Genomic DNA, 24,692 nt, shown 5'->3' on the forward strand with positions numbered 1-24,692 from the left:
ATTAATGCGTTTTGTGTTTATGTCTGATTTATCAATGTGTGATCGATTTGTGTACAAAAGTGTGAAGTCGCACTCTTGTAGTCTTTTTGTAACACGGTAAAGTAACCGCCATCAGCTAGGAGCTGACTTAGATATGGATGATCATCTAGTCTAACGGTATAGACAGAAATGGATCAGGCTAGGACAGCCCAGCAACAAGGTGTTAGAAAAGGATAGCCAAAACTCATCAGGACGATGAACAACAAACAAATTTGGCATGGAAAGCACCAATAACAAATGGAGATTTGTGTACCAAGTTGAGTATGCAAATTTTGGCCGATATAGGCAGATTTAGAGAGCGATAGGTTTTCCTATCGCTTTTTTTATTGATTTGATGAAAAAACACCCAATACCTCTCCACTATAAACTCAGTTTCTGGTATGTTTCGCATCCCTGTTTAAGGATGTGCTATGTATACTTGTCCCTTATGCCATCACCAAGGCGTGAATCACTATTTTGAAGACAAACGCAGAGCCTATCTGCAGTGTCAGCAATGTGAACTGGTATTTGTTAAACCTGAACAAAGGTTAGAAGCAAAAGAAGAAAAAGCACACTATGATCTCCATGAGAACGATCCTAGTGATGCAGGCTATCGCCGCTTTTTATCTCGCATCGCGGATCCACTAACAGACAAAATTTCATCTAACTCACACGGGTTGGATTTTGGTTGTGGCCCAGGCCCTACGCTATCTATTATGTTAGAAGAAGCCGGACACACCATGGAGTTGTACGATATCTATTACCACCCAGAACCCTCTGTGTTGGAAAAAACGTATGACTTTATGACTGCCACGGAGGTGATAGAGCATCTTTATCACCCAGACAAAGTGTGGCAGCAATGGTTGAATTTAGTTAAACCCAAGGGCTGGATTGGTCTTATGACTAAACTAGTAATAGACGTAGACGCGTTTGCTGGTTGGCACTACAAGAATGACCCGACACATGTCGTCTTCTTTAGTCGTCAAACATTCCAGTTTTTGGCAGAGCGGGATAAGCTCGAACTAGAATTTTTTGGAAATGATGTAATTTTACTGAGGAAAGTGCAGTAATGGGTCGTAGTAAGAAATCAAGAAAGCCGGGAGCACTTGGCGCTCCGGAGCCTATGGTTACTCGTAACCGTAGTGAATCTGATGTTGAAGGTCGTGAACGTAAGCGTGTTAAAAAGCGTAAAGGCCTTAAGTCTGGCAGCCGTCACTCAGATGGTAGCGAAGCAAAACAGCGTAAAGCTGCACAAGCTCGTGATCCACGTTTAGGCAGCAAGAAAAAAATTCCGCTGATCGTTGAACCAGCGAAGAAGCCGACTAAACAAGAGCGCAAGCTATCTAACGAACAAGAGTTAGAGATGCTTGAGAATGACGCTCAACTGAACACACTCCTAGATCGTATCGAAAATGGTGAAAACCTAGGTGCTGGTCTACAGAAGTTTGTTGATGAGAAACTTGATCGTATCGAACACCTAATGGGCCGCTTAGGTCTACTAGAGCCAGAAGACGATGAAGAAGAGATCTTCGAAGAAGCACCGGTTGCCTCTAAGAAGAAAGCGAGCTCTGACGAAGACTTGCTATCTCAATTCGAAGATTTCGATTTAGACAGCTTTAAAGGTTAATAGCCAGTGAACGTAACCTTATTAGCAATTGCTGGTGGAATTATCATTCTCGGCTTGGGCTCTTACGCAGGTTACCTTCTACTTCAAGTGAAGAAGCAGACGGAGTTGCAAAAGCAGCATCAAGCACTAGCCATTGAAAAACGCAACGCGACGATTTACGAAAACGTAAATACTTTGTGCTTAGCGGGCATTCAAGGGCAATGTGACTTACCTGAGATCAGTATCCGAGTGTGTATCATTATGGATAATGTTCAGGGTGATGAGCGTGTCGATTTTGATTCTGAGTATCCTGCTCTTTCTGAGCTGTACCATATCGTAAAAGATATGGCTCGCGGAGAGGCAAGACAGGAACTGACGAAGAAAGAGCGCATGCAGCAGAATCTCACGCGCCATAAGGCAGAGACTCGCTTGAATGATGCGGTCATTGAAGATCTGAAAAGGTTGCAAGAGAAGGTTAAACCTCTCAACAACCAAATCAACATTCAGATGATCTAGTCGCTAAGACTATTTAAAATAGAGGCTTGTTTAATACAGGGTGTTCTTGAGACCCCTTATCTTTATAGATAGTGTTAAATGAGCCTTCTTACCTTTTGCGTCTCGTTAATCCCGACGCTTTGTTAGTGATCAAGCTAGCAGTTCTGAGTTTTTGTCTGAAAAATTGATTTTGTCTTAGAACGACCTTACTGGTCGTGTGGCAAAATAACCCGTCTATATTTTAATGTATGTAAAATGATTTGAGAGACCTTAGGTTCTCGCGGATCTAAATTGGAAATACCGCTATGTCGAGCAAGCCAGTAACAACGAATCAGCAAATCGTTTGGGATCAAGAGATCTTAAACAAGTACAACTATTCGGGACCTCGTTACACCTCATACCCAACTGCGTTGGAGTTTCATGAAGCGTTTACCGTCGCTGATTACGACATGGCGTGTACTCAATATCCTGAGCGTCCACTCTCTCTTTACGTGCATATCCCATTCTGTCACAAGCTTTGTTATTACTGTGGTTGTAATAAAGTCATTACTCGTCACTCGCATAAAGCGGATGAGTACCTTGATGTGATCGAACATGAAATCCGCCAGCGCGCCTCTTTATTGAATGGTCGTGAAGTGACTCAATTGCACTTCGGTGGTGGTACGCCAACGTTTTTGACCAAAACACAAATCACTCGCTTGATGATGATTCTGCGTGAGGAATTTAACTTCACCGCTGACGCTGAGATCAGTATTGAAGTTGACCCGCGTGAGATTGAGCTAGACGTACTTGATCACCTGCGTAATGAAGGCTTCAACCGTCTGAGTATTGGTGTGCAAGACTTCAATAAAGAAGTGCAGAAGCTGGTTAACCGTGAGCAAGATGAAGAGTTCATCATTGCGATGGTTCAACGTGCGAAAGAATTAGGTTTCCGCTCAACTAACCTTGATTTGATTTACGGCCTACCGAAGCAGACTCAAGCTTTGTTCGCTGAAACATTGAAGCAAGTGCTGGAGATGAAACCGGGTCGTTTATCGGTATTTAACTACGCACACATGCCTCAGTTGTTTGCTGCTCAGCGTAAGATTAAAGACGAAGACCTACCGGAAGCGAAAGAGAAAATGGCGATCTTACAAGATACCATCGAGACGCTAACGGGTGCGGGTTACCAGTTCATCGGTATGGACCACTTTGCTCTACCTGAAGATGAGCTAGCGGTTGCCCAGCGTGAAGGCATTCTGCATCGTAACTTCCAAGGCTACACCACTCAAGGTGAAGCTGACCTAATTGGTTTCGGTGTTTCTGCGATCTCTATGGTGGGTGATGCTTACGCGCAAAACCAAAAAGAGTTGAAGAAGTACTACGCTCAGGTGAATGATTTGCGTCATGCACTTTGGAAAGGTGTGGCACTAGACAGTGATGACCTTCTACGCCGTGAAGTGATCAAGCAGCTTATCTGTAACTTCAAGCTTGATAAAACCATGATCGAGTCTGAATTCTCGGTTAACTTTAATCGCTACTTCAAAGAAGATTTAGAGCTTCTACAAACCTTCATCAACGATGATTTGGTTGAAGTCGATGACAAAGAAATCCGCGTAACTCTGCGTGGCCGTTTGCTGATCCGTAACATCTGTATGTGTTTTGATAAATACCTACGTGCAAAGGCTCGCCAGCAGCAATTCTCTCGCGTTATCTAATCGCTCGATTGAGAATAGAAACATAAAAAATGCCAGCATCATGCTGGCATTTTTGTATCTGACTCATTCGATTTCTGCCTGACTAGGTGAGGCTCTCAGTGGTATTTTGTTTGACCTTGGCACTTTGTTTGGAGTTGCTGAGGTCGGTAGGCCATTGGTCAAACGGAACTGGACGGCTGTATAAGAATCCTTGAGCAAGCGGGCATTGTAGTTGCTTGAGTAATTCTGCCTGTTGCTGTGTTTCAACGCCTTCGGCCACCAAGCTTACTTTGAAACCCTTAGTGATGTTAACGATGGCCGCGACGATGGAGCTGTCTAGGTTCTCTTTTTCTAGCTTGCTAACGAAGCTACGATCGATTTTCAGGCAATCAAATGGCAGCTTTTGCAGATAGGCTAGGGAAGAGTAGCCAGTACCAAAATCATCAATTGCGATTGAGACCCCTAATGCTTTTAGTGTCAGCATGTTATCGATGATGGTCGGGTCGTTGTCGACGATGCGTGATTCAGTGATCTCTAGTGTCAGGTTGCTTGCTGGCAGCTTTGTGTCTCGCAACGTGCCTTTTACTTGTTCAACAAAGCCACTTTCGCTTAGCTGATCGACCGATAGATTTACGTGAATCGAGAAATCTTTGCTCCACTTTCCTGACTCAATCGCGATGGCGGTATCGCGACACGACTTATGCAGAATTTGTTTTCCGATATCGTAAATGAGCCCGCTCTCTTCCGCGAGAGGAATGAACTCGAGTGGCGAGATCACCCCTTCATCGGTTATCCAGCGAGCTAAAGCTTCAGCTCCAATAGTTGACCCGGATTCCAGATCAATAATAGGCTGGTAAAACGGTTCGAACTGCTGAAGCTCAATCGCTCGATTCATCCGCGCTAGCATCTTGGTTCGATGTCTTGATGCTTTGCCCATTTCAGGGCTATAAATACTGACATTGGTTTTGTCTTGTTTCGCATTGCTCAATGCAATACTGCTGCTGCGTAACAGTAGTGTGATGTCGTGGAGATTCGAGACCTTCACTATCCCCATCGATACCTTAATCACCACGCTCTCCGATTCCATTGAAAATGGGGAAGCGAAGGTTTGAAGTAAGCGATTAGTCAGGAGCTGAACATCATCGCTTTGCGTAACGTTTGGCGCATAGATGGCAAACTCATCACCACCAGTACGAGCCAGCAGGTATTCGGATGGCAGTGTGCCTCTTAAGCGTGCGGCCGAAATGATAAGCAGCTGATCACCATTGTAATGACCTAGGCTGTCATTGATGTCTCGGAAGCGATCAATACCAATCAAATACAGCGTGCCTTTTTCGTTGTCAGGATGTTTCTTGGCAGCGTCAATAAAGCCTTCACGACTGTATAGCTTAGTTAATGAGTCATAGGTAACCTGAGACTGTAACGCGTGAAACGAGGCCTTTAAGTTGTTGGTCATTTCATTGAATGACTCCACCAACATGCTAGTTTCATAGATATGACCCATCTTTGGCATGCTCGTGTCCCAATCGCCCTTAGCAAGGCGTTTTGCTGCATCCGCTGTCGAGGTTATCGGTTGGGTTACACGATTAAAGGCAATTAATCCTGCAATGACCCCAAGGCAACTCAGTGCCAGCCCGAGCAACCAACTGTTTCTTTGATTTTCTGGCAATTCACCGAGCAGATTACTTTCAGGGATCGACACCCCAATAAACCACGTGAGGCCGTGCTCATCTTCGTAAGGGGTGATTTGGTTGAAGTAGCGTTCGTTGTCTAGGCGGAAGCTAAAGCGCTGCTCGCCCAAATTATCGATTAGGTGGAATTGGTCTACGTAACTGGCGCTTTCACGTATGACGGGGTTAGCACTCTCTGTTGCGAGGAGACGTTGGCCCTTGTGGGTTTTTCCTGTGCCCCATGAAACGACACTGCCTCCGCCTGAATGCGCGACTAAGCGTTGCTGTTTATCGATGATGTAAACAGAGGCATCCGTTCTATCTTTGAGCTTTCGGAGAAATGCATTGAAGGTATTGATCTTGATGTCGCTGACTACGACGGCTTTGAATTCGTTATCATCATAGATAGGCGCGAGAGCAGATAAGGTGATTTCTTGGCGCTCGTCAGCATTGGCATAAATTGGTGACCATAACGGTTTTTTCTGTGTCGCAACGGGTGTGTACCAAGGACGGATTCTTGGATCGTAACCTGAAATTACCGAGCGAATGTCTTCACTGATCTTACTGCCACGGTAAATGACCAACTGATCATTGGTGCGTTCGTCTTGCACCATCAAGGTGTAGCCTTTATTGGCTTCTTTGCGGAAACCGACGTAGTTACCATCTTCAGAACCAAAGCCGATAACATCGAGTTGAGGTACAGCAGTGTAATGGTCTGAAAACGTATAAAAAATATAGTCTTGGACCTTGCTGAGATTACCCGCTTGATAAAGGTGGTGGTAGCCGATGTTATGGCTGAGCGAGAGGTTCGCATGAAATGGCTTTTCTAAAAAATTAGACAGGCTTTGATGAACATTATCAGTCAGTGATGTTAGTTGGCGTGCACTAACATCACTCACCATCTCTTTGTAGCTTAGCTTTTGAGTGAAAACCATTACGCCCATAGTGAACAGAAAAATCATCACGAATGGCAGAACCACTGCGGTTCTCAAAGTAATTTGTGTTTTCAAAGACATCTTTAGCTACAACTTTGGTGAATAGTGTACTGTAATTGTACCGACACTATTCAAACCAAGCGACACTTTTTTGGTTAAAAAGTAGCTGCATCGAAAATAATATAAGGTCTAGTACAGTTCTTTGAGTTTACGAGTTAGGGTATTTCTTCCCCATCCCAAAACCTTAGCTGCATCCTGTTTATGACCATTAGTATGGTTGAGTGCAGCCTCTAGCAGTATACGTTCAAACTCTGGCAGAGCATAAGTCAGCAGCTCTTTTTCTCCTGAATCAAGCGCACACTTTGCCCAATTGGCGAGCAGTTGTTGCCAGTTATCTCCAGTTCCTGAGGTTGTCACCACTTTTTCTTCCAACAGCTCTGGTGGCAGGTCTGAAGGGAGAATTTCGCTGCCGCTCGCCATCACGGTGAGCCAACGACAAATGTTCTCAAGCTGACGCACGTTACCCGGCCAATTGAGTTGGTTGAGTTTCAAAATGGTCTCAGGATGCAGTGTCTTCACTTCAACACCTAGCTCTTCGGCGGCGGATGCTAGGAAGTGGTGAGTCAGCTTTTCAATGTCTTGTTTACGTTCGCGCAGCGCTGGGATATGGATTCGGATAACGTTGAGGCGGTGGAAAAGGTCTTCACGGAAGTCACCTTCATGTACCAAGCGCTCAAGATCTTGGTGGGTTGCCGCAACGATACGCACGTCAACCTTAACCGCAGAGTGTCCACCTACACGATAGAATTGACCATCAGAAAGTACACGTAACAAGCGAGTCTGAATATCGAGTGGCATGTCGCCGATCTCATCAAGAAATAGTGTGCCGCCGTTGGCTTGTTCGAAACGTCCTTGGCGAACGCTGTTGGCTCCGGTAAAGGCGCCTTTCTCATGGCCAAACAGTTCAGACTCGATCAGATCTTTGGGGATCGCTGCCATGTTCAAAGCTATGAAGGGTTTCTTGGCTCTTGGGCTATGACGATGCAGCGCGTGGGCAACCAGCTCTTTACCCGTACCCGATTCACCATTGATCAGCACGGATATCGATGAGCGAGACAAACGGCCAATAGCTCGGAAAACCTCCTGCATCGCAGGTGCTTCGCCGATGATTTCTGGCGCATTGGTGTCTTCAGCGACTTCACTGGCTTGCTCGCGTTTCTGTTCTTGGCTGTGCGCAATTGCTCGTTCTACGAGAGTCAGTGTCTCATCAATGTCGAACGGCTTTGGTAGATACTCAAAGGCGCCTTTTTGATAAGCATTCACCGCAGCATCGAGGTCTGAGTGCGCGGTCATGATGATTACGGGCAGGTCGGGAGAGCGTTGATGAACCTGATGCAACAGCTCAATCCCGTCAATGCCGGGCATACGAATATCAGACACCAATACGTCAGGAGTCTCGCGTTCAAGCGCAAGTAATACGCTCTCAGCATCAGCAAATGTTTCACACTTTATATCCGCAGATGAAAGTGTTTTCTCTACTACCCAGCGGATAGAACTGTCGTCATCGACGACCCAAACGTATCCCTTACTCATAATTCAATTCCTTTGCAGCCAAATCTATTGTGATAATCATTGTTGTTTTTATGATGTCTTAATCTTTGTGTTACCGAGTTGAGTCTTCATCTCGCTGTCTAATCGCGAGGTTCTTGTGACCTAAATCGGTAGATAAATCGTGAATGTGGTGTTACCTGGCCAACTTTCAACATCAATTTTTCCGTTGTGCTGATCGATCAGGTTTTGAGATATCGATAACCCTAAGCCTGTGCCACCCTCTCGTCCGCTAACCATTGGGTAAAAAAGCGTGTCTTTTAAATCATCGGGGATGCCTGGGCCGTTATCGCTGATCTCAATGCGTGCAGCGAGTTTGTGTCGCTGACCATGAATGTTGGCTTGATGCACCGTTCTGGTGCGAATGGTAATTTTGCCCGAATCTTGTGCCTTTAAAATCTGCGCCGCATTGCTCACGATATTGAGCATCGCCTGTTCAACCTGCGCTGAGTCCATCACTATTGGTGGCAGGCTTGGATCGTAGTCTCGCTCAATCGCCAGTGTGGATCCGGATTCGAGCTCGACCAACTGCCTTACTTTTTCAAGTATCTGGTGAAGGTTCTCTTCTGACTTGGTTCCCGGCTTCTGTGGACCAAGCAGACGGTCGACCAAGGCTCTTAAGCGGTCGGCTTGTTCAATAATGATCTGGGTGTATTCATTCAAAGATTGATCAGGGAGCATCTTGCCAAGTAATTGCGCCGCTCCTCTTAAGCCGCCTAGTGGGTTCTTTATCTCATGAGCTAATCCACGCACCAGCAGCTTAGCCGCTTGCTGTTGTGCGTGTTGGTTAAGCTCTTGGCTGAGGCGTCTTTGCTGGTCTATTTTTCGCATCTCAACCAATAACAGCGTCTCTCGCTGCCAAGAGATTGGGCTAACTGTTACCTCAAGCATCAGTGGGCGGTTATCAACCACAAAGGTCACGTCACTGTCGGTAATGCTCTGGCCACTTTGTAGCGGTTGTGTTAGCAGTGCCAAATCCAATGAGGCGTGTTGGATAAGTTGGCTTAGTGGATGATCAACGATGCGTCGCGCGCTCTGCGAAAAGAGCTGTTCAGCTGCCGGATTGGCGTATCGCACATACAATTGCTCATCGAGCATCAATGTCGAAGTCACCATATTGTCGAGAATGGCGCTGGAAAGATGATGTGTATCTATGCTGTCGCTTTTGGCTGATCGATTCACTATTTCGTCCTTGAACTGGTGTTTTTCTCACTGCACCAAAATGGTGCGTAGCTAAGTTCAAGTATGGCGCATATCAACCAGAAGCTAAAGATAATTCATTAGAGTCGCTGAAAGCTGCTTCGATTAGGTGAAAAGTAGAGGTTATTTAGTCTCTTTTAACACATTGGCCTACTTGAGCGTCGCTCGATGTAAATACACGGTGACTGGACTAGTAGATGCAATAAGCTTGCCGCTTCTATGTGCTTGAATTGCAATGGTGTGAGTACCTCGATCGATACCTTTTAATTCCCAGTTAGGTTGGGTTTGAGGAGCGCCATAACGACGGCCATCGAGCATTAATTGCAGCTGCTCTCCAATACCAAGTTTTCGGTTGAGCTCTATCTGAACCGGGATTAACCCACGGTTGCTACGAATCGTTTGGTCATGAACTGGAGTCAACATAGCGAGTACTAATTGAGTGGGAACCTCGCGCTCAGTGGTTTCTGTTTCTGCCTGAGTTTTAGCTGGCGTTGCCGTTTTAGTTGTAGATGAAGCAGCGGCGTCAACCGGAGTCGAGGCCTCAAATTTAGGAGCGGGTGCTGCAGCTTGCACATCTGGCAGGCGAAGGGCCTCGGCATCTTGAGCGCTAGGGTTATCACTAAAGTGGAGCACGCCTTCTTCATCTACCCAGGTATACACTGTTTGAGCTGAGCATGAGAGTGCGACTGTTAACCCGATCAGGAACAGTATATTTTTCATATCTTTAGCCTCTTTTTCACCGTTAGATGATTTCACGTTTGGCGTTGGTTTTATTGTATTTCGCGCGACAGCCTCTGAGGGCTTTTGTCTAAGGTATGTTACGAGGAGGGGAGCGTCGAGAGAATATAAAAAAGGCCCGCCTGCGAGGCGAGCCTAATATTTAGTCAGCGATTCTTACAAGTTTGCAGTAAGAAATAGCTTATCTCTACTGGAGATTAAACTGAGTAGTACAGTTCAAACTCAAGTGGGTGTGTAGCCATGTTCACGCGTTGTACGTCGTCAGATTTCAGAGTGATGTAAGAATCGATGAAGTCGTCAGAGAATACGCCGCCAGCTGTTAGGAACTCACGGTCTTCGCTAAGCGCTGCTAGAGCTTCTTGTAGAGATTCTGCAACTGTTGGGATTTCAGCTGCTTCTTCTGCAGGAAGGTCGTATAGATCTTTATCCATAGCTTCGCCTGGGTGAATCTTGTTCTTGATGCCGTCAAGGCCAGCCATAAGCATTGCTGAGTAGCATAGGTATGGGTTAGCTGCTGGGTCACCAAAACGTAGCTCGATACGACGTGCTTTAGGGCTTGGTACTACTGGGATACGGATAGAAGCAGAACGGTTACGTGCTGAGTAAGCAAGCATTACAGGTGCTTCGAAACCAGGTACAAGACGCTTGTACGAGTTAGTTGATGGGTTAGCAAACGCGTTGATTGCACGAGCGTGCTTGATTACACCACCGATGTAGTAAAGAGCCATTTCAGATAGGCCGCCGTACTTATCACCAGCAAACAGGTTAACGCCGTCTTTTGCTAGAGATTGGTGAACGTGCATACCAGAACCGTTATCACCAACTAGTGGCTTAGGCATGAATGTCGCTGTTTTACCAAATGCGTGAGCAACGTTGTGTACAACGTACTTGTAGATTTGAGTTTCATCAGCTTTCGCTGTTAGCGTGTTGAAGCGAGTAGCGATTTCGTTTTGACCCGCAGTTGCTACTTCGTGGTGGTGAGCTTCAACTACTAGGCCCATCTCTTCCATTACTAGACACATTGCTGAACGGATGTCTTGAGATGAATCTACAGGAGCTACTGGGAAGTAACCGCCTTTAACGCCAGGACGGTGACCTTTGTTACCGCCTTCGAATTCAGTACCTGTGTTCCAAGCTGCTTCTACGTCGTCGATCTTGAAGAAAGAACCAGACATGTCGTTTGAGAACTTAACGTCATCAAATAGGAAGAACTCTGGCTCTGGACCAACTAGAACTGTGTCTGCGATACCTGTAGAACGTAGGTACTCTTCAGAACGTTTAGCGATAGAGCGTGGGTCACGGTCGTAGCCTTGCATTGTTGCAGGCTCAAGAATGTCACAACGGATGTTTAGTGTTGCGTCTTCTGTGAATGGGTCCAGTACAGCAGATGCTGCGTCTGGCATCATTACCATGTCAGATTCGTTAATGCCTTTCCAACCAGCTACTGAAGAGCCGTCAAACATTTTGCCTTCTTCGAAGAAGTCTGCATCAACTTGGTGAGAAGGAATAGAGATATGCTGCTCTTTACCTTTTGTATCAGTAAAACGTAAGTCGATAAATTTAACTTCGTTCTCTTGGATCAGGGATAGTACATTTTCTACTGACATCTTGGATAACCTCCAGTGTTATTAATTCGGTATTAGCTCGATTCGGTTGAAACTAGCATTGATTAATGTCTCTAAGTGCATTAATCGATGCTGATTTATCTATAGCCAAAAACGTGCCAAAAAAATTATTCCATTAATTTCAATGATTTAACTGTTTTTAAGTTTTGCTTAATCTACTTTTTGCACCAAAATGATCTCTGATTGCACTTTATTGGTGCAATCGGTTGTCTGTGCACCAATATGAGACATAAGCGAGCACCATTCAGCAATTAATTGCCTAAGTTGTCAATCCACTTTTTTTATTTTGCGGGAGATTTGGCTCGCCACTCGCAGGTGATGCTTTTTTAGAGTCCTACGAATTTGGCTGCTCAATACTGTACTGAATCAAAGTTAAGCGGATATGAATCGCTAATAAAGAAAAAAGCCCCGGTTCAGATCACATATTTCTGGGTTTTTGTCTAGAATCTGGTATATTATTGACCGTTTTTTAAATCAAGCTAGCGGTTATTATCCAAACTTTTGAGATAAGTGACGGCTACTTTTATGAGTGAATCGAGAATCCATGTCTACTCCACAGATTGATAAGTTAAGAAATATCGCGATCATCGCGCACGTTGACCACGGTAAAACGACTTTGGTTGATAAACTGCTACAACAGTCAGGCACTCTTGAGTCTCGTGGTGAAGCTGAAGAGCGTGTCATGGATTCGAATGACATCGAAAAAGAGCGTGGCATTACCATTCTTGCTAAGAACACAGCAATCAACTGGAATGATTACCGCATCAACATCGTAGATACTCCGGGACACGCGGACTTCGGTGGTGAAGTTGAGCGTATCATGTCTATGGTTGACTCTGTTCTGCTTATCGTTGACGCAGTTGATGGCCCAATGCCTCAAACTCGTTTCGTAACGCAAAAAGCATTCGCACACGGTCTTAAGCCAATCGTTGTAATCAACAAGATTGACCGCCCAGGCGCTCGTCCTGATTGGGTTATGGATCAAGTATTCGACCTTTTCGACAACCTAGGTGCTACTGATGAGCAACTAGACTTCACAGTTGTTTACGCTTCAGCTCTAAACGGTTGGGCAACAATGACTGAAGGCGAAACTGGCGAGAACATGGAACCATTGTTCCAAGCTGTTGTTGATACAGTAGACGCGCCTGCAGTTGACCTTGACGGTCCACTACAAATGCAAATTTCGCAACTTGATTACAGCTCTTACGTAGGTGTTATCGGTGTTGCTCGTGTTACTCGTGGTTCTGTTAAGCCAAACCAACAAGTAACTATCGTAAATGCAGAAGGCAAAAAACGTAACGGTAAAGTAGGTACAGTTCTTGGTTACCTAGGTCTTGACCGTCACGAAGTTGAGCAAGCTAACGCTGGCGACATCATTGCAATCACTGGTCTTGGTGAGCTGAAAATTTCAGACACTATCTGTGACGTAAACAATGTTGAAGCAATGACTCCGCTTTCTGTTGATGAACCAACAGTAACAATGACGTTCCAAGTAAACACTTCTCCGTTCGCGGGTAAAGAAGGTAAGTTCGTTACTTCACGTAACATCCTTGAGCGTCTAGAGAAAGAACTAGTACACAACGTTGCACTACGTGTTGAAGAAACTGATAACCCAGATCGTTTCCGTGTTTCAGGTCGTGGTGAACTTCACCTATCTATCCTGATCGAAAACATGCGTCGTGAAGGTTTCGAGCTAGCTGTATCTCGTCCAGAAGTTATCATCAAGAAAGACGAAGATGGCAACCTAACTGAACCGTTTGAAACTGTGACTATCGACGTGCTTGAAGAGCACCAAGGTGGCATCATGGAAAACATCGGTCTACGTAAAGGTGAGCTAACTGATATGTCTCCAGATGGCAAAGGCCGTGTTCGCATGGACTTCATGATGCCTTCTCGTGGTCTTATCGGTTTCCAAACTGAGTTCCTAACGCTAACGTCTGGTTCTGGTCTTCTTTACCACTCATTTGATCACTACGGTCCTCACAAAGGCGGCGTAATTGGTCAACGTAACAACGGTGTTCTAATCTCGAACGCTACTGGTAAAGCTCTGACTTACGCACTATTCAACCTACAAGAACGTGGTCGTCTATTTGCTGAGCACGCGGATGAAGTATACGAAGGTCAAATCATCGGTATTCATAACCGTTCAAACGACCTAACAGTAAACTGTCTGAAAGGTAAGCAGCTAACGAACGTTCGTGCATCAGGTACTGATGAAGCACAGGTTCTTTCGCCACCTATCCGTCACACTCTAGAGCAAGCTCTTGAGTTCATCGACGAAGACGAACTAGTAGAAGTAACGCCAGTAAGCATTCGTATCCGTAAGAAGCTTCTTACTGAAAACGAACGTAAGCGTGCAGCACGTCCAGCTAAGGCTTAATTGCCAGCTGACCAGCTTCTAGCTAATTAAGAAAGCCCTGAGTAGCCTAGCTGCTCGGGGCTTTTGTTTTATATGGCATTAGGATAGATACGGGTAAACGAGATGCGGGATACGAAGAGCGTGTTCCATACCTATTCATCGAATCGTCATTCCAGAATCGAGGGACGAGATATCTGGAATCTTTTTACGGCATGGAAGAGATTCCCTATCACGCTCGTTCCTCGCTGTAGGGAATGACGGTGGTTTGTTTAGTGCGAGTAGACGAGATGCGTGATACGAAGAGCGTGTTTTATATCTACTCATCGAATCGTCATTCCAGAATTGAGGGACGAGATATCTGGAATCTAGCTTTTGATTCCTAGGTGGCTTTCAACGAATTGAACTCGCTCAGCTACCGACATAAATGGCACTTCAACGATCTCATAACCTAGCTCTTGATAGACGTTGACCAGCGCGTAGTGAATCTCTAATGCTTCTTCAAAGGGGTAAGGGCGCACTTCATCTTGAACATAAATCGAAGCCTCTGGTCGGCAGAACAAGACTTGTGAGTGATAACCCTTGCTTGCTTCTCGGTAAGTCGCATCTATATCTAGTTTAGCCTGAGCCAAATAGCCACCGATATCTGGAATAGCGCGATCGAGAAATGCAGTTGGGTGCTGCCTCGCTTGCTCTTTCTGCTCGCTCATTACACCTAAACATAGCTGAGCAAAGCCCGGAAGGTCTAACCAAGGCAAGATACCGTTTTCAAGCTGACTTTGTTCTTCGATCAGCTGGCGAGAGGACTCTGCGAAGGTTGGGTAACCCATGTCACCCAAGGCATTAATCAGAGTTGTTTTTCCGGCTCCGGGACCGCCAGTAATAATGATTGGGTTCATACGGGCTTATCTTGATTCGTTTCTACTGATGTTATTTTTGGTTCAGCTGAGCTAGGAATTTATCTGATTCTGCGATGGCAGCATTCATCTGCTTAATCGCGTAGGCGATGTCTTTTTCTAAGCTCATGAACTCGCCTTGCAGTGAACCAACCGCACTCGCATTGAGGTTGTGCTTGAGATAAAGCGTGTTGTCGCGAAGAGTGTTCAGTACCGGATCCATTTTCTTCTCAGCTCTTTTCATTGCTGATAGCATGGTTTGGTAAGACGATTTGGTTTCACGCAGCTTTTTCTCACTTGAACGACGCAGTGAATCACTGGTGTAGAGATCTAACTCACCCTGCCACTCTTCAAATAGCGCATCGGACACATCTTCAATCGCAGCAATGCGGTCACTGACATTTTGTGCGGCTTTCTCGCTGTCTTGGTATTTATCATTAATCTTGTTGTACATGTCTTCAAGGTCGCCACCACTGAAGTTAGTCAGGCTACTCAAGGCTTCAAGTGCGCTGGTAAATTCTTCCTGAGCATCCTGCTGAGACTCTTTCGCGTCTTCTACTCTGTCGACCATAATGTCACGTTTGTGGTAACCCACTTGCTCCATTGCGGAGTAATAAGCGGATTGGCATCCAGTAAGAGTAAAAATAGAGAGGACTATAACTATTAAATAAGGCATCCTAGTTTCCTATAGTTAAATAATATCAATCGTAGTAAATAACTGCTCAATCTAGCTTGTTAAAATGCTCGATAACGGCGTTAGAATTTTTGATTGTAGAATGACTACTTATCGAAACTATTCTTTGCCGAGAAGGGCTTCCTTGTTCTCAAGCCTTTTTCCTACGCTATTTTTGAACATTTACTTACTGTGATTAATATAACGGAATAATAATTAGGACTATGAACGAGTTACCAGGGAGTTACAAGTTGAAGATAAAAAAGGTCGCCACACTCAGTATTCAGTTTTCTCGCTATCTTTTGGCGCGCATGACGCATGATAGAGTCAACGTGAATGCGGGGTACTTGGCGTACATTACCTTGCTCTCAATTGTGCCGATGTTGACGGTTTTGCTCTCTATCTTGTCGTCATTCTCAGTCTTTGCTGATGTTGGCGTGGTGATTCAAAATTTCGTCATTACCAACTTTGTTCCAGCATCAGGAGATGCGGTGCACGGTGCTTTGTTAGAGTTCGTTGCCAATACCGGCAAGATGACGGCGGTAGGTAGTGTGTTCTTATTCATTGCAGCGCTGATGCTGATCTCGAATATTGATAAGAACCTAAACTACATCTGGCGAGTAACGGAAAAGCGACGTGCGGTGCTGTCTTTTTCTATGTACTGGATGGTGCTCACGCTTGGACCTATCTTGGTCGGTGCGAGTATTGCTGCAACGTCTTACGTGACATCATTGAGCTTATTGCAAAATGAGGTGGTGTCTGGTGCCTTTAATACCGTGATTCGCAAACTTCCTTTGATTCTCTCTTTCTTTGCGTTCTTCGGTCTGTACCTGCTGGTTCCCAACAAAAAGATACACTTTTCTCATGCAGCAGCGGGCTCTCTGGTTGCGGCTCTGTTGTTCGAACTCAGTAAGAAAGGCTTTGCAGCCTACATTACGCAATTCCCTTCTTACCAGTTGATTTATGGCGCATTAGCGGCAATTCCTATTCTGTTTGTTTGGGTGTATTTGTGCTGGTTGATCGTGCTGGTGGGGGCTGAGGTGACGGCCGCATTGGGTGAGCAGGAACAGTGGAGTGACTCGAAAGAAATGGTACACTCGTCGGATAAAGACAAAATCACAGAGCAAGGAAACAACAGTGATAGCACTGATCCAGAGAGTAAGTGAAGCTGCCGTCCGTGTTGATGGCGAAGTAGTTGGTGAGATTGAGCAAGGCTTATTGGTTTTGTTAGGCGTAGAAAAAGGTGATGACGAAGCCAAAGCCAAGCGTTTGATGGAACGAGTAACTACTTATCGTGTCTTTGGAGATGAAGACGATAAAATGAACCTCAACGTGAAACAGGTAGAAGGTAAGGTATTAGTGGTGTCTCAATTCACTCTGCCAGCCGATACCAAGAAAGGGACACGAGCAGGGTTTTCTCGTGGTGCTCACCCAGAAGATGCAGAGCGTCTTTACAACTATTTCTCTGACCAATGTGAATCAGTGTTGCCAACGGAACGTGGCCGCTTCGCAGCCGACATGAAAGTGTCTTTGGTTAATGATGGCCCAGTAACATTCTGGCTGCAGGTTTAGGCTTAAAGGAATAAGCATGTTTAAACTCATAACACCGACCACCGAAAATCAGCTAAACAAGTATTACCATTTTCGTTGGCAGATGCTCCGTGAACCTTGGCGAATGCCGGTAGGTTCAGAGCGCGATGAATATGACCCAATGAGTCACCATCGTATGATTGTTGATGGCCGTGGTCGCCCGATGGCGATTGGTCGTCTGTATATCACCCCAGATCTAGAAGGTCAGATCCGCTACATGGCGGTGAAGAACTCTCGCCGAAGCAAAGGCATGGGCTCACTGATCTTGGTTGCGCTAGAGTCATTAGCGCGTCAAGAGGGCGCTAAGCGCTTGGTGTGTAATGCACGTGAAGATGCGATCTCATTCTATGAGAAGAATGAATTTGAACGTCGCGGTGAGATTAACGACCAACGTGGCCCAGTGCGTCACCAACAAATGGTTAAGCACCTTGACCCAATGGCGGATGTACTGCGCAAACCTGAATGGTGTAATGAGCTGCAGCAGCGCTGGGAACATCAGATCCCGATCAGTGACAAGATGGGCATCAAGATTAACCAATATACAGGTTACCAATTTGAGTGTAGTGCTCAACTGAATCCTAATTTGAACCCGCATAACACCATGTTTGCAGGCTCCGCCTTTACGCTTGCGACTTTAACGGGTTGGGGTATGACGTGGTTACTGATGAAAGAGCGTGGCCTGACCGGTGATATCGTATTGGCAGACAGTAATATTCGTTATCGTCATCCGGTTGAGCAAAATCCTGTTGCCTCTACTTCGTTAGACGGTATCAGTGGTGATTTAGACCGCCTCGCGTCAGGCAGAAAGGCACGTATCATCATTCACGTGACCATTCACAGCGGCGATGTGGAAGCGGTAGAGTTTACCGGTACCTATATGCTGATCCCTGATTATAAGAAAATACTATCGACGGATAGCAAGGCGAGTGAATAACTTCACGCTCGCTTGATGATAGATAGAATTATTGATTGAAAGCGCTACTCCTGAGGAGTGGCGCTTTTTTGTTGGCAGTCGTTAATCTCCGAATACTCCGCTTGGGTGAGCTTGCCTGAGATTTGATGGCATGTGTCCGATAGGGTAATCGATAGGGTGTGTTGCTCGGCTTTAAGCAAGTCGAGCTCTCCAGAAACCTCACCATTGAGCGTTTGAATCCTTTGTTCGCCTTGCTCTGCTGCCGATGCACCAATAATGTGCATCGGTTCGAGAGTGAAGCGTCCACGGTCAAAATTGGCATTGAGCTCTGGGATCTCGAATACGTTATCGGTTGAAGTTTCAGAAAGCCTGTCGTTAAAGGTCATCACGCCTTGGCGAACGCTACCAGTGAGTTGACCTGTGGTCGAATAGCCCAGCATCAGTGAGTCGCCATATAAACCTGAAGCTTGAAGTTCGAATTCGCCATAACCGGTTGCATCGAGTGGTAATTCGAGTCGCTGCAGCATAGGCGCAATAGGTAACCCATCGGCAGAAATATCTAAGCTCCATGGCTTGCTGATTTGGTTAAAGTCGAGTGTCGCATTGGCTTCAATGTAGCCATTTCTGAGAGGTGCAAACAGACGTGTCAGCGTCCATTTCCCTTGTTCGCTATTCATTTCCATCACTGGCTGAGCGCTTACAATGTTTTGGTAGCTGGCATCATTGGCGCTCGCCATTAGCTTTCCTTGCCACAAACCTAGTTTTCTATCTTGCAGCAATTGAACTTGATGCCCCTCAACATGTAACCCTGAGACCTGCCAGTAAGGTTTTTCTGCGAGTTGGATGAGTTGACTGCGTTCTATGTTAAGTCGGCTAACCTCGATGCTCTGGAGTTGTGTGAGCCAAGGGATTAGGCGAGTAGCAGGGAGGTTTTTATCTTGGCTTTCAGTAATCCATTTTATGCCTTGCAGGTCGAGTTGCGCTAATTCAATGCTGCTAGGTGTTATTTCGCCATTGAGTTGCACAGTGCCCTGCAGGAATTGAGTATAGAAATCCTCAATCAGAATCTGGTTTGCTTCTAGGTTGAGCTTGAGGCTTGGCCCGATGAACATGTCATCATCAATGGTCACTCCTTCAGCTTGCAGAGAGAAAATGGCTTTCTGTTGCTTCCACAGTTCAAAGGGTAGTTGGATATTTTCTAACGAGGCATCAAAGGCTGCGAGATGGCCACCTTTCCACTCTACATCGCTACGCAGAATATCTAGGCTGTTGATGTGGTTAATCTGAATACCTGCCACATCCCACTCTTTGCTTAGTAGGCTTTGGGTTTGCTGCTGATTGAGTCGTAAGCCATCGATGGTCACATTCACTAACGACCAATCTTGCTGATATTGCTCTGCTTGTCCGGAAATCTTAGCGCCACGCCAGTCAAACGAAGTACCATAAAGGGTGCTGTCACTCGGCTTGAGGTCCAGGTCAATCAACAGGTTATCGAATGCTTCACCTTGCCAATATAACTGCGAGGCTGAAAGTTGGGTTTTGCCATAAGGTAGCAGTGAGTTTTGGTTATCCCACACGGGGCCGGCGATCTGAAGGTTGATGCCTCGTGCATTAAAGTCTGGAGTCGAGAAATCTAGATTATTGATCGCTAGCTGACGGAGCTTGAGGTTTGGTTGGGTAAACACTGATGTGAATGTGTCTAGATCGTTGGCTTCTAACTGCAGTCCGCTGATCAATACAGAGTCCAAAACCAGCTTAGTTTCAAGAATAGAGTCTGGGCTGAACCAGATGTCGACCTTGTCGATATACAGGGGTGGTTGTTTTTCCGATTGGCTTTGGGTGATGCCCATCAAGGTGATGTGATAAGGCGCCTGATACTCAACATCTTCAATGAGCACAGGTTGTTCAATCGTATGCTTGATAAAAAAGTTAGCAACATCGGCGCGGTATTGGGTTTGTAGGCTTAACAGCAATGCTGCGATAAACGCAACGGCGATAGCCAACACAATGCCGAACACCATCAATACCTTTTTCATTCCCTGAAAGCCTTAAATCTCAATAGTCTTAAAACAGAGTGGAACAAAAAGGGTCAAGCATCAACAAAAAAGCCCCTCAAAAGAGGGGCTTGCTACAAAAATATCATTTTAAATAGGACGTTCGCTTTTGGCTAAGCCCGAGCAGATGGTTGGATTAGTCCAGTTGAGGACCAGCGGCAACAAGTGACTTACCTTCAGCGTTGTCTGTGTACTTGTCAAAGTTGTTGATGAAGCGTTCGGCTAGATCTTTCGCTTTGCTTTCCCATTGTAGTGGGTCAGTGTACGTGTCGCGTGGGTCAAGAATCGCTGGGTCAACATCGTGTAGCGCTAGTGGCACTTCTAGGTTGAACATAGGGATAACCTTAGTATCAGCCTTGTCGATAGAGCCATCTAGGATTGCGTCGATGATGCCACGAGTATCTTGAATAGAGATACGCTTGCCTGTGCCGTTCCAACCTGTGTTCACTAGGTAAGCTTCAGCGCCAGCTGCTTCCATACGTTTCACGAGCACTTCAGCGTACTGAGTTGGGTGAAGAGTAAGGAACGCCGCACCAAATGCCGCAGAGAATGTTGGTGTTGGCTCAGTAATACCACGCTCAGTACCTGCTAGTTTCGCAGTGAAGCCAGATAGGAAGTGGTACTTCGTTTGCTCTGGAGTCAGTTTAGAAACTGGTGGTAGTACACCGAATGCATCAGCAGTCAGGAAGATAACTTTTTGAGCATGGCCTGCTTTTGATACTGGTTTAACGATGTTATCGATGTGGTGAATCGGGTAAGAAACACGAGTGTTCTCAGTTTTTGAACCGTCATCAAAGTCGATAGAACCATCACCACGAACCGTTACGTTTTCTAGTAGTGCGTCGCGACGGATTGCATTGTAGATTTCTGGTTCTGCTTCTTTAGATAGGCGAATGGTTTTCGCGTAACAACCACCTTCGAAGTTGAAGATGCCATCATCGTCCCAACCGTGCTCATCATCACCGATTAGCTCACGTTTAGGATCGGTTGATAGAGTTGTTTTACCTGTACCAGATAGGCCGAAGAAGATGGCTACATCGCCTTTTTCGCCGACGTTTGCACTACAGTGCATTGAAGCAATGCCTTGCAGAGGAAGCAGGTAGTTCATCATTGCGAACATGCCTTTCTTCATCTCACCGCCGTACCAAGTACCACCGATGATTTGAACGCGCTCTGTTAGGTTGAAAGCAACGAAGTTTTCAGAGTTCAGACCCTGTTTTTCCCAATTAGGGTTGGTTGTTTTAGCACCGTTCATTACCACGAAATCTGGTTCGAACGTTGCTAGCTCTTCGTCTGTTGGACGAATGAACATGTTCTTAACGAAGTGCGCTTGCCACGCTACTTCAGTGATAATACGTACACTTAAGCGCGTATCAGGGTTAGCACCACAATAACCGTCGATGACAAACAGGCGCTTGCCAGATAGCTGAGTTGTCACAAGCTCTTTCAGCTCATTCCATACTTCAGTTGTAATCGGTTTGTTGTCATTTTTGCCTTGATCTGACCACCACATGGTATCGCGGGTCGTGTCATCTTTAACAATGTACTTATCTTTTGGTGAGCGGCCAGTAAAGATACCAGTGTCTACCGCAACAGAGCCTAGTTCCGTTACTACGCCTTTTTCGTAGCCTTCCAAACCTGGCAGTGTTTCTTCAACGAATAACTGCTCGTAGCTAGGATTACGAAGAACTTCAGTAACGCCAGTCAGTCCGTGCTTAGTTAGATCAATTTGTGCAGCCTTTGTATGTTCCATAACGGTCATAGGTGCTCCTTGTAGGATATTTTGTAGGGATTTTGTATTAATTTTTTATTGTTATCTGCTCACCATGCTAGCAACGAGACTCGGGGGAAACAGGGATACAGCTCAAAAAATACCCATATTAACCATAGGGTTTTAAGCGTCTCGTCACATATTGGCCCAACTAGTCTATCCTGTACGCAAACCTTTGCGCTAGGGGTGAGAACATTATTAATTGATTAAAATTAAGCGGTGATTTTATTACGAGATGTTACGGAGTTTGCGCTATTTTGATCACAAAAAAGGCCAGCTTAGTGCTGACCTTTTTGGGGTAAATTACGTGTTTTAGGTACGCCGTAAATTAATGAACCGTATTGCTGCCTTTATCTGCTGCTTCTGCGTACAGTGCGTCAACATCGTTCTTGTCGAACGAGTAGTTTGTGCCACAATAATCGCAGTGCAGACCAACGCTTCCTTCGGTACTTAGGATGTCGTAGATCTCTTCTTGAGCAACGGTAATGATTGCAGCTGCGCTTCGATCGCGTGAACAGCCGCAGAAGAACTCAACCGGTTGTGGTGTGAATAGCTGTACTTTCTCTTGGTTGTACAAACGGTAAAGCAGTTCGTTTGCTTCAAGAGAAAATAGCTCTTCGTTTTTCACTGTGTCTGTCAGTTGCTCTAGGTGCTCGAAGTCGTCTGGTGTGCCAGTGCCGTCAGGCATAACTTGCAGCAACATACCTGCAGCATGTGCTTTGCCTTCGTGCTCGCCAGTGCGTAACCATAGACGGGTCTTAAGCTGTTCAGAGTTTGCGAAGTAACCTTCAAGTACTTCAGCTAGTGTGTCGCCTTCAAGACCAACGATACCTTGGTAGCGCTCACCTTTCTTAGGATCGATAGTGATCACTAGGTGACCTTTACCCATTAGGTCGTGTAGACCTGCGTCATCTGCGATATCGCCTTCAAAACGAGCAACACCACGGATCTTCTGATCGTGGTCGCCATTGATAACTGCTAGAGATACTGGGCCGTCACCTTGCAATTGCATCGTGATAGAACCTTCAAACTTTAAGGTCGCAGTTAATAGCGTTGTTGATACCAATAGCTCGCCCAGTAGTTTTTGCACTGGTGCTGGGTATTCCTTGCTAGAAATAATCTGTTGGTACGCTTCATCCATTTGTACCAATTCACCACGTACTGATAGGTCTTCAAATAGGTAGCGATTTAAAACATTACTTGTAGACATTGGGTCTGCCATTTGGCTATTCCTTCTAGCTTATTGAGTCTTGAACTTAATGATGTCACGACGTTGCTTCTTATCAGGGCGACGCTCTGGAGCTGGGTTATGAGCATTCAGTTTACGCTGTGTCGCAAACTCTTCTCTTTTTGCCAAGCTCTCGGTGGTTTCTTCATAGAGGGTTTGAGCGATTGGAGCTCCACCACGATGAGCAGAGATTTTCTCGATAGTCACCGTCTTTTCTTCATTACCTTGGCGCAGTGTAATCACAGCCCCAAGTTCGACAATTTTACTTGGCTTGCTGCGCTGACCATTATAGTGGACTTTGCCACCATCGACCATGTTACGAGCAATGGACCGAGTTTTGTAAAAGCGTGCTGCCCACAACCATTTATCGAGTCTGACAGCTTCATTAGCAGTTTTCATATAGGGCAGTGCCTTATTTAGTAAGAAATGAATGCGGTTTAACTGTAATGAACAGTGCGCAACATGTTTTTGATGATGCTTATCACATTAGGTAGAGGTTTTATGTGGAGGCGGTTGGCATTTTTTTCAAGTCATAATACAAAATAGCCATGTTATGCCGATTTATCGATTTGCTATGATATAGTTTAAGATCTTATTGCTTAAATAAGCTTGGTATCGAACGAATGAATAAAAAAGCTGAAAGTTTAATGATTTGCAGCGTTTGTCGTCATGAAAAGGGACAAGGAAAGTGAACTTTTTAGAGCTCAAAAGTCGCGTAGGTAATTCTCCTATGTTGAGCCGCTTATTAGAGAATGGGTTTGTACTTCAGCAGAAACTAAGCCTAGCGATCTGTTGTGTATTGATTGCTGCTTCCGCATGGATTTTAGGGCAGCTTGCATGGTTTATCGAACCTGCCGAGCACACCGTCGTGCCTTGGGCAGCATCGGCTTCATCGTCTTCAACGCCTCAATCGACCCTGGATATATCTTCTTTGCAGCAGAGCAACATGTTTGGAGCTTACAACCCAAGCACGCCCGCTGTAGTTGAACAGCAAGTTATTCAAGATGCGCCTAAGACAAGATTAAACCTCGTTTTAGTGGGTGCAGTCGCTAGTTCTAATCCAAAACTGAGCTTAGCAGTGATCGCGAATCGCGGCACGCAAGCGACCTACGGGATTAATGAAGAGATTGAAGGCACCCGAGCCAAGCTCAAAGCGGTATTAGTCGATCGCGTGATCATTGACAACTCAGGACGAGACGAAACCCTGATGCTTGAAGGTATTGAGTACAAGCGTTTGGCCGTATCAGCGCCAGCGTCACCTCGAGCCTCTTCTTCGGTTCGTGGTAATAACCCGGCTTCTGCAGAAGAGAAGCTTGATGAAATTAAAGCGAAGATAATGAAAGATCCGCAACAAATCTTCCAATATGTTCGACTGTCTCAGGTGAAGCGCGACGATAGTGTTATTGGTTATCGTGTGAGCCCTGGCAAAGATTCAGAACTTTTTAACTCAGTGGGGCTCCAAAACGGAGATATTGCTACTCAGTTAAATGGACAAGACCTGACAGACCCAGCCGCTATGGGCAACATATTCCGTTCTATCTCAGAGCTGACAGAGTTAAATCTCGTCGTCGAGAGAGATGGTCAACAACATGAAGTGTTTATTGAATTTTAAAACTTTGCGTCTATCGAAGGACGAAAGT

20 protein-coding genes are annotated in these 24,692 nt (G+C 45.6%); 9 read left to right on the forward strand and 11 right to left on the reverse strand.

Annotated features, from left to right (window positions below; genetic code table 11):
* Positions 1-449 precede the first annotated feature (449 nt).
* The 4 genes from CWO08_RS07835 (at position 450) to hemN (ending at position 3,816) form a co-directional block, all read left to right on the forward strand.
* The gene (locus CWO08_RS07835; RefSeq protein WP_010433503.1) at positions 450-1,088 is read left to right on the forward strand and encodes a class I SAM-dependent methyltransferase; all 639 of its coding nucleotides are present in this window, start codon (positions 450-452) and stop codon (positions 1,086-1,088) included.
* On the forward strand, positions 1,088-1,645 hold the full coding sequence (gene yihI, locus CWO08_RS07840; protein WP_017060163.1) for a Der GTPase-activating protein YihI: 558 nt from the start codon (positions 1,088-1,090) through the stop codon (positions 1,643-1,645). The genes CWO08_RS07835 and yihI overlap by 1 nt, the downstream gene beginning before the upstream one ends.
* Before the next feature lie 6 nt (positions 1,646-1,651).
* Positions 1,652-2,140 carry a DUF2489 domain-containing protein gene (locus CWO08_RS07845; RefSeq protein WP_017060164.1) on the forward strand — a complete coding sequence of 163 codons (489 nt, stop codon included), beginning with the start codon at positions 1,652-1,654 and terminating at the stop codon, positions 2,138-2,140.
* Positions 2,141-2,424: 284 nt separating this feature from the next.
* Entirely contained in the window at positions 2,425-3,816 is a 1,392-nt protein-coding gene (gene hemN / locus CWO08_RS07850; protein ID WP_048663047.1) for an oxygen-independent coproporphyrinogen III oxidase, read from the forward strand.
* Positions 3,817-3,898: 82 nt separating this feature from the next.
* On the opposite strand, the gene CWO08_RS07855 is transcribed toward hemN, so the two are convergent.
* The 5 genes from CWO08_RS07855 to glnA form a co-directional block, all read right to left on the reverse strand.
* Complete coding sequence (locus tag CWO08_RS07855; RefSeq protein WP_102478224.1) at positions 3,899-6,481, reverse strand: GGDEF and EAL domain-containing protein; 2,583 nt, start codon at positions 6,479-6,481, stop codon at positions 3,899-3,901.
* Between the two features lie 108 nt (positions 6,482-6,589).
* Positions 6,590-7,993 (reverse strand): nitrogen regulation protein NR(I), encoded by a 1,404-nt coding sequence (gene glnG / locus CWO08_RS07860; protein ID WP_048661285.1) that lies wholly within the window; start codon positions 7,991-7,993, stop codon positions 6,590-6,592.
* A gap of 120 nt (positions 7,994-8,113) precedes the next feature.
* The gene (gene glnL, locus CWO08_RS07865; protein ID WP_048663049.1) at positions 8,114-9,190 is read right to left on the reverse strand and encodes a nitrogen regulation protein NR(II); all 1,077 of its coding nucleotides are present in this window, start codon (positions 9,188-9,190) and stop codon (positions 8,114-8,116) included.
* Between the two features lie 168 nt (positions 9,191-9,358).
* Positions 9,359-9,928 (reverse strand): DUF4124 domain-containing protein, encoded by a 570-nt coding sequence (locus CWO08_RS07870; protein WP_108020202.1) that lies wholly within the window; start codon positions 9,926-9,928, stop codon positions 9,359-9,361.
* A 215-nt stretch (positions 9,929-10,143) separates the two neighbouring features.
* Positions 10,144-11,553 carry a glutamate--ammonia ligase gene (gene glnA, locus CWO08_RS07875; RefSeq protein ID WP_048661288.1) on the reverse strand — a complete coding sequence of 470 codons (1,410 nt, stop codon included), beginning with the start codon at positions 11,551-11,553 and terminating at the stop codon, positions 10,144-10,146.
* A 562-nt stretch (positions 11,554-12,115) separates the two neighbouring features.
* On the opposite strand from glnA, the gene typA reads away from it, so the two are divergent.
* Positions 12,116-13,951, forward strand: a complete 1,836-nt coding sequence (typA, locus tag CWO08_RS07885) for a translational GTPase TypA (protein WP_017059220.1) — start codon at positions 12,116-12,118, stop codon at positions 13,949-13,951.
* A 344-nt stretch (positions 13,952-14,295) separates the two neighbouring features.
* On the opposite strand, the gene CWO08_RS07890 is transcribed toward typA, so the two are convergent.
* Positions 14,296-14,826 (reverse strand): AAA family ATPase, encoded by a 531-nt coding sequence (locus tag CWO08_RS07890; RefSeq protein ID WP_102432204.1) that lies wholly within the window; start codon positions 14,824-14,826, stop codon positions 14,296-14,298.
* A 31-nt stretch (positions 14,827-14,857) separates the two neighbouring features.
* A complete protein-coding gene (locus CWO08_RS07895; RefSeq protein ID WP_048663052.1) occupies positions 14,858-15,499 on the reverse strand; it encodes a DUF2959 domain-containing protein in 642 nt (213 codons plus the stop codon).
* 221 nt (positions 15,500-15,720) lie between these two features.
* On the opposite strand from CWO08_RS07895, the gene CWO08_RS07900 reads away from it, so the two are divergent.
* The 3 genes from CWO08_RS07900 to CWO08_RS07910 are packed head-to-tail and all read left to right on the forward strand — an operon-like array spanning position 15,721 to position 18,020.
* Positions 15,721-16,662, forward strand: a complete 942-nt coding sequence (locus CWO08_RS07900) for a virulence factor BrkB family protein (RefSeq protein WP_080967389.1) — start codon at positions 15,721-15,723, stop codon at positions 16,660-16,662.
* On the forward strand, positions 16,634-17,068 hold the full coding sequence (dtd, locus tag CWO08_RS07905) for a D-aminoacyl-tRNA deacylase (RefSeq protein ID WP_004735590.1): 435 nt from the start codon (positions 16,634-16,636) through the stop codon (positions 17,066-17,068). Before CWO08_RS07900 ends, dtd begins: the two co-directional genes overlap by 29 nt.
* 16 nt (positions 17,069-17,084) lie before the next feature.
* On the forward strand, positions 17,085-18,020 hold the full coding sequence (locus CWO08_RS07910) for a bifunctional GNAT family N-acetyltransferase/hotdog fold thioesterase (RefSeq protein ID WP_048661291.1): 936 nt from the start codon (positions 17,085-17,087) through the stop codon (positions 18,018-18,020).
* 44 nt (positions 18,021-18,064) lie between these two features.
* Here the strand turns inward: CWO08_RS07910 and CWO08_RS07915 are convergent, their stop codons facing one another.
* The 4 genes from CWO08_RS07915 to hslR form a co-directional block, all read right to left on the reverse strand.
* Positions 18,065-20,035, reverse strand: a complete 1,971-nt coding sequence (locus tag CWO08_RS07915) for an AsmA family protein (protein ID WP_102432203.1) — start codon at positions 20,033-20,035, stop codon at positions 18,065-18,067.
* A 154-nt stretch (positions 20,036-20,189) separates the two neighbouring features.
* A complete protein-coding gene (pckA, locus tag CWO08_RS07920) occupies positions 20,190-21,815 on the reverse strand; it encodes a phosphoenolpyruvate carboxykinase (ATP) (RefSeq protein WP_048661293.1) in 1,626 nt (541 codons plus the stop codon).
* A gap of 337 nt (positions 21,816-22,152) precedes the next feature.
* Positions 22,153-23,046, reverse strand: coding sequence for an Hsp33 family molecular chaperone HslO (hslO, locus tag CWO08_RS07925; protein WP_048669600.1), 894 nt, complete (start codon positions 23,044-23,046; stop codon positions 22,153-22,155).
* An 18-nt stretch (positions 23,047-23,064) separates the two neighbouring features.
* The gene (hslR, locus tag CWO08_RS07930) at positions 23,065-23,451 is read right to left on the reverse strand and encodes a ribosome-associated heat shock protein Hsp15 (protein ID WP_048663055.1); all 387 of its coding nucleotides are present in this window, start codon (positions 23,449-23,451) and stop codon (positions 23,065-23,067) included.
* A gap of 331 nt (positions 23,452-23,782) precedes the next feature.
* On the opposite strand from hslR, the gene gspC reads away from it, so the two are divergent.
* A complete protein-coding gene (gspC, locus tag CWO08_RS07935; protein WP_102432202.1) occupies positions 23,783-24,664 on the forward strand; it encodes a type II secretion system protein GspC in 882 nt (293 codons plus the stop codon).
* Positions 24,665-24,692: the final 28 nt, after the last annotated feature.

It is taken from the genome of Vibrio sp. 10N.286.48.B8 (genome assembly GCF_003050085.1).
GTDB classification, from domain to species: domain Bacteria; phylum Pseudomonadota; class Gammaproteobacteria; order Enterobacterales; family Vibrionaceae; genus Vibrio; species Vibrio crassostreae.

What these genes read in the sequence shown, in the direction of transcription:
- CWO08_RS07890 (WP_102432204.1), bottom strand. Translation starts at nt 14,826, where the DNA reads ATGAACCCAATCATTATTACTGGCGGTCCCGGAGCCGGAAAAACAACT.
- CWO08_RS07895 (WP_048663052.1), bottom strand. Translation starts at nt 15,499, where the DNA reads ATGCCTTATTTAATAGTTATAGTCCTCTCTATTTTTACTCTTACTGGA.
- glnA (WP_048661288.1), bottom strand. Translation starts at nt 11,553, where the DNA reads ATGTCAGTAGAAAATGTACTATCCCTGATCCAAGAGAACGAAGTTAAA.
- typA (WP_017059220.1), top strand. Translation starts at nt 12,116, where the DNA reads ATGTCTACTCCACAGATTGATAAGTTAAGAAATATCGCGATCATCGCG.
- glnG (WP_048661285.1), bottom strand. Translation starts at nt 7,993, where the DNA reads ATGAGTAAGGGATACGTTTGGGTCGTCGATGACGACAGTTCTATCCGC.
- CWO08_RS07870 (WP_108020202.1), bottom strand. Translation starts at nt 9,928, where the DNA reads ATGAAAAATATACTGTTCCTGATCGGGTTAACAGTCGCACTCTCATGC.
- CWO08_RS07855 (WP_102478224.1), bottom strand. Translation starts at nt 6,481, where the DNA reads ATGTCTTTGAAAACACAAATTACTTTGAGAACCGCAGTGGTTCTGCCA.
- yihI (WP_017060163.1), top strand. Translation starts at nt 1,088, where the DNA reads ATGGGTCGTAGTAAGAAATCAAGAAAGCCGGGAGCACTTGGCGCTCCG.
- CWO08_RS07900 (WP_080967389.1), top strand. Translation starts at nt 15,721, where the DNA reads ATGAACGAGTTACCAGGGAGTTACAAGTTGAAGATAAAAAAGGTCGCC.
- hemN (WP_048663047.1), top strand. Translation starts at nt 2,425, where the DNA reads ATGTCGAGCAAGCCAGTAACAACGAATCAGCAAATCGTTTGGGATCAA.
- hslO (WP_048669600.1), bottom strand. Translation starts at nt 23,046, where the DNA reads ATGGCAGACCCAATGTCTACAAGTAATGTTTTAAATCGCTACCTATTT.
- pckA (WP_048661293.1), bottom strand. Translation starts at nt 21,815, where the DNA reads ATGACCGTTATGGAACATACAAAGGCTGCACAAATTGATCTAACTAAG.
- hslR (WP_048663055.1), bottom strand. Translation starts at nt 23,451, where the DNA reads ATGAAAACTGCTAATGAAGCTGTCAGACTCGATAAATGGTTGTGGGCA.
- CWO08_RS07835 (WP_010433503.1), top strand. Translation starts at nt 450, where the DNA reads ATGTATACTTGTCCCTTATGCCATCACCAAGGCGTGAATCACTATTTT.
- CWO08_RS07910 (WP_048661291.1), top strand. Translation starts at nt 17,085, where the DNA reads ATGTTTAAACTCATAACACCGACCACCGAAAATCAGCTAAACAAGTAT.
- gspC (WP_102432202.1), top strand. Translation starts at nt 23,783, where the DNA reads ATGTTGAGCCGCTTATTAGAGAATGGGTTTGTACTTCAGCAGAAACTA.
- CWO08_RS07915 (WP_102432203.1), bottom strand. Translation starts at nt 20,035, where the DNA reads ATGAAAAAGGTATTGATGGTGTTCGGCATTGTGTTGGCTATCGCCGTT.